Annotated in this window: 4 protein-coding genes; 3 read left to right on the top strand and 1 reads right to left on the bottom strand. The window is 40.7% G+C overall.

The genetic code is table 11. The features are described from left to right. Positions 1 to 241 precede the first annotated feature (241 nt). From CYK47_RS15030 to CYK47_RS15040, 3 genes are all read left to right on the top strand, one after another. Positions 242 to 820 (top strand): hypothetical protein, encoded by a 579-nt coding sequence (locus CYK47_RS15030; protein WP_213072440.1) that lies wholly within the window; start codon positions 242 to 244, stop codon positions 818 to 820. 84 nt (positions 821 to 904) lie between these two features. Next, positions 905 to 2,020, top strand: a complete 1,116-nt coding sequence (locus CYK47_RS15035) for an NAD(P)/FAD-dependent oxidoreductase (RefSeq protein ID WP_252150304.1) — start codon at positions 905 to 907, stop codon at positions 2,018 to 2,020. A 227-nt stretch (positions 2,021 to 2,247) separates the two neighbouring features. Continuing rightward, the gene (locus tag CYK47_RS15040) at positions 2,248 to 3,501 is read left to right on the top strand and encodes an MdfA family multidrug efflux MFS transporter (RefSeq protein WP_122902580.1); all 1,254 of its coding nucleotides are present in this window, start codon (positions 2,248 to 2,250) and stop codon (positions 3,499 to 3,501) included. On the opposite strand, the gene CYK47_RS15045 is transcribed toward CYK47_RS15040, so the two are convergent. Continuing rightward, positions 3,498 to 3,856: RNA-guided endonuclease InsQ/TnpB family protein (locus CYK47_RS15045; protein WP_213072441.1), on the bottom strand; the 359-nt coding region annotated here is incomplete at its 5' end. The two genes, CYK47_RS15040 and CYK47_RS15045, sit on opposite strands and share 4 nt — an antisense overlap.

A 3,856-nucleotide genomic window follows, 5' to 3' on the forward strand; every position in this document is an offset into this window, starting at 1 on the left:
TTGTAAATAGATTATAGCAAATTAAAGCACTACAATAAAGATAATATTAGATTATTTATGGCTATCGCCACTCGCTTATATCCCCCACCTGACTGTCGGTGGGGGTCTTACGCTCGATCAAGATAAATACGGTATTTTTAGGCTTTCATTAAGACTTCATCTATCTCCATGCAAATTAAAGATTATGGATGAGGAGTTTTTCACAATGAGTTAAATTGAGTATTTCAGAATGCATCTTCTTATGCCTCAACTTTATCAACATCAAGACCAGAGTTCTGCTGATAAAATACGAGTTTTAAAGGCTGCCATACGATTGGCACATGATGCACATCAGGGCCAAGTCGATAAAGCTGGACAAGCATATATTCTGCACCCACTGCGCGTGCTGCACGCTGTCAATAGTTTGGATGGCAAAATTGTCGCGATTTTGCATGATACATTAGAAGATACTTGGGTGAATCTGTGGCATTTGCATCATATAGGCCTACATGCTCTCCACCTCAATGCACTTATTGCACTGAGTAAACAGCCAGGTGAATCGCGTTTTCAAGCATTAAAACGTACCTTGACAAATCCTCTCGCCTGTTATGTCAAATATGCAGATGTCTGTGACAACATGAACTTAGCACGTTTAGATAAAATTGGCGCTGAAGATCTACGGCGCTATCAAAGCTATCTAATCATTTTTGAAATTTTGCAAAATGCTTGCATTGTTTATCACGCGCTCAATTTAATTCCTGCTGTATCTGCTACTAAACCACGTTTCCAACCCTGCACTTTAATCTTGGCAATACGTTTAGCACAGCAGCGCTTTATTTAAGCTGGCTGAGACTTAAAATTGTCTACATTCAAAGCGCTAAAATTGAGTATCATGCAGCATCAGCATACAAAAGGATCGGCACAGTTGAAAACAATCATAATTTATGGTGGTGGTATGGCAGGCACATTTTTAGCGAAACAGCTGTGCCAAGATTTTGCCGTGACTTTGGTCGATAGCAATGAATATTTTGAAATTCCAATGGCAACACCACGCAGCATCATTCAGCCCACTTTTGCTGAAGCTGCCATTATCCCCTTTGCAGAGGCATTGCCTCAGGTGAAGCATATTCAAGGATGTTTGACCAAGTTACACCCAGATTGCAGTGCGACTGTCGAATTAGCCAGTGGTGAGCAGCTACACCTCCAAGCCGATTTAAACGTGCTGGCCACAGGAAGTCAGTTTAACAACTCACTCATGCGTGGTCAAAAGCAAACCAAACAACAACGTTTGGCGTTTTATCAAAGTTTTGCCGATCAAGTCAAAAAGGCTGAAAAGATTATTTTAGTCGGTGGTGGGCCAATTGGTGTAGAAGTCGCCGGTGAGATTAATGAGCAATATCCACATAAACAGCTCACTATTGTAGAAGCTGGACCACGCTTACTGGCAGGCACGGCAAACAAAGTAAGTTGTTATGCAGCAAAAGATTTGTCTCGTCGTGGCGTAAAAATTCTTACCCAGACTCGACTGGTACATGCCAGCCATCCTCCTAGCTGTATTTTAAATCATACAGGACAAGCCAAACTTTCCACGGGTGACGTGCTTGATTATGACCTTATTATTTGGTGCACTGGTGGCCAGCCAAATACGCAATTTATGCAAGCGCATTTTGCCGATGTCCTCAATGCAAAACAACAGATTCAAGTTCAACCGAGCTTACAGGTCACTGGTTATTCTCATCTATTCGCCTTAGGTGATATTACTGATCTTGCCGAGAATAAAATGGCTTGGCATATCAATGGTCAGATTCCTGTTGCTGCCAGAAATATTCGTCGTATCTTGACATCAAAGCAAACTCCTCTCAAACACTATAGAGCTAAAACCAATAATCCAATGATGGCTGTCACTTTAGGAAGTCAAAAAGGTGTGGTTTATTTACCCATTATTGGCATGATTAACATTCCTTTTATTACCAAAATGGCGAAAGCAGGTCATATGTTAGTTCCCAAATATAGAAAAGAACTGGGTTTGAGTTCAATTTAAATACCGCTTTGCTATTTTCCAATTTCTTAGTCGATACAGCATAACTTTCCTACGGCTGTATCTTTATGTTACAATGCGTTTATTGTCACCTACGCTTTGCCGTAGGTGTATTTTTTTATGCAGTTTTTTATCACTGCTTTAAATGCATCTTGCTTTAATCTCCTTTGAAATAAAACCAAATGCCGCTTTTGGCATTTGGTTTTATTTTTTATTTATGTTGAAAAATAATGTCTAGCTCTCCTATTTCTAAACTTACATGGGCCACTATGCTGTTCCCTTTGGCTTTAGTGTTATTTGAATTTGCTGTTTACCTCGGCAATGATTTGGTTCAACCTGCTATGTTGGCCATAACGCGCGATTTTAATGTCAGTAGCAGTTGGGCACCGTCTTCCATGTCATTTTATTTATTAGGTGGTGGATGCATTGCATGGCTGATGGGCCCTTTGGCAGATCGAATTGGACGTAAAAAAGTATTGGTTGGCGGTGCTGTATTCTTTGCGATTACATGCTTACTGATTCTACTGACCCAAAATATTCAAAGTTTTTTAAGCCTACGTTTTTTACAAGGTATGGGGCTCACAGTGATTAGCGCTGTGGGTTATGCCGCGATTCAAGAAAATTTTGAGGAACGTAGTGCGGTTAAAGTCATGGCGATCATGGGCAATATGACCTTATTTGCACCGCTACTTGGTCCTATTATTGGTGCATTTTTAATTGAGCATGTCTCTTGGCATTGGGGTTTTGTCGGGATCGCCATGTTGGCACTCCTTGGTGCATTGGGCTTAAAAGTTGCTATGCCAAAAGATACGCCTGAAAAACTTGTCAAACAACCCATGTCAACGATTTGGGCTGACTTTAAAAAAGTCTTTTCTAATCAACAGTTTTTGATCATGACCAGTGCCTTACCCTTAGCATGTTTACCCATTATGCTATGGATTGCGCTTTCACCTGTAATGTTGGTTGAATATTTAGGCCTTAGCAGTACACAGTATGGCCTCGCCCAAATTCCTGTCTTAGGTGCATTGATTCTAGGCAGTTTGGTATTGGTTAAAATTGTTGATCGTTATCCTTTAGGTCAAACCATTCATTTTGGTTTACCTATGATGTTGGTCGGCGCAGTTATTATTGTTGCTGGCTTGTTCCTGCCCGATTATTTCCTTTACTGCCTTATCATCGGTATGACGATCATGAGCTTTGGCGAAGGCATGTGTTTCTCGGTCATGTACCGTTTAGCGATGATGTCATCTGATATTTCAAAAGGTACCGTTGCTTCAGCAATGTCGATGCTGATGATGTTTAGCTATTTTATTGTACTTGAAGGTTCACGTATTTTATTTGAAATATATCACTTAACCGCATTTGCTGTATGCTGTTTGGTCCTAATCTTATTATGGTTTACTCTACCACGTAGAATGCTGATTGACATACTCCCACCACTTTCACGATGTTCAAGTGGGGATTCTAAAAGCAAATGCTCTTAAGCGACTTCCTTGCGGATTTCGCTTGCTTTCTGCTTCGTAGGGCGACCTTTACCGCATCCACCCTCCACAGACAAAACGGTATGTCCTACCGCCAAAATGTTGCGAGAAGCGTTTATATCCGCATTCTCGCTAAAGCTACACTCTACACAGCTAAATTTCGCCTGAGTGAGCCTGTTTTCTTTTGCAACGTGACCACATGAACTACAAGTCTGACTTGTATATTTAGGATCAACTTTAACAAGTAAACCACCTCGCCATTGTTGCTTATACTCCAACATACCAACAAGCATTGACCACCCTTGATCTAGGATTGATTTGTTTAAGCCTGATTTGGCTTTCACATTCTTTCCTTTTT

Source organism: Acinetobacter sp. B51(2017) (assembly GCF_003711395.1).
GTDB lineage: Bacteria > Pseudomonadota > Gammaproteobacteria > Pseudomonadales > Moraxellaceae > Acinetobacter.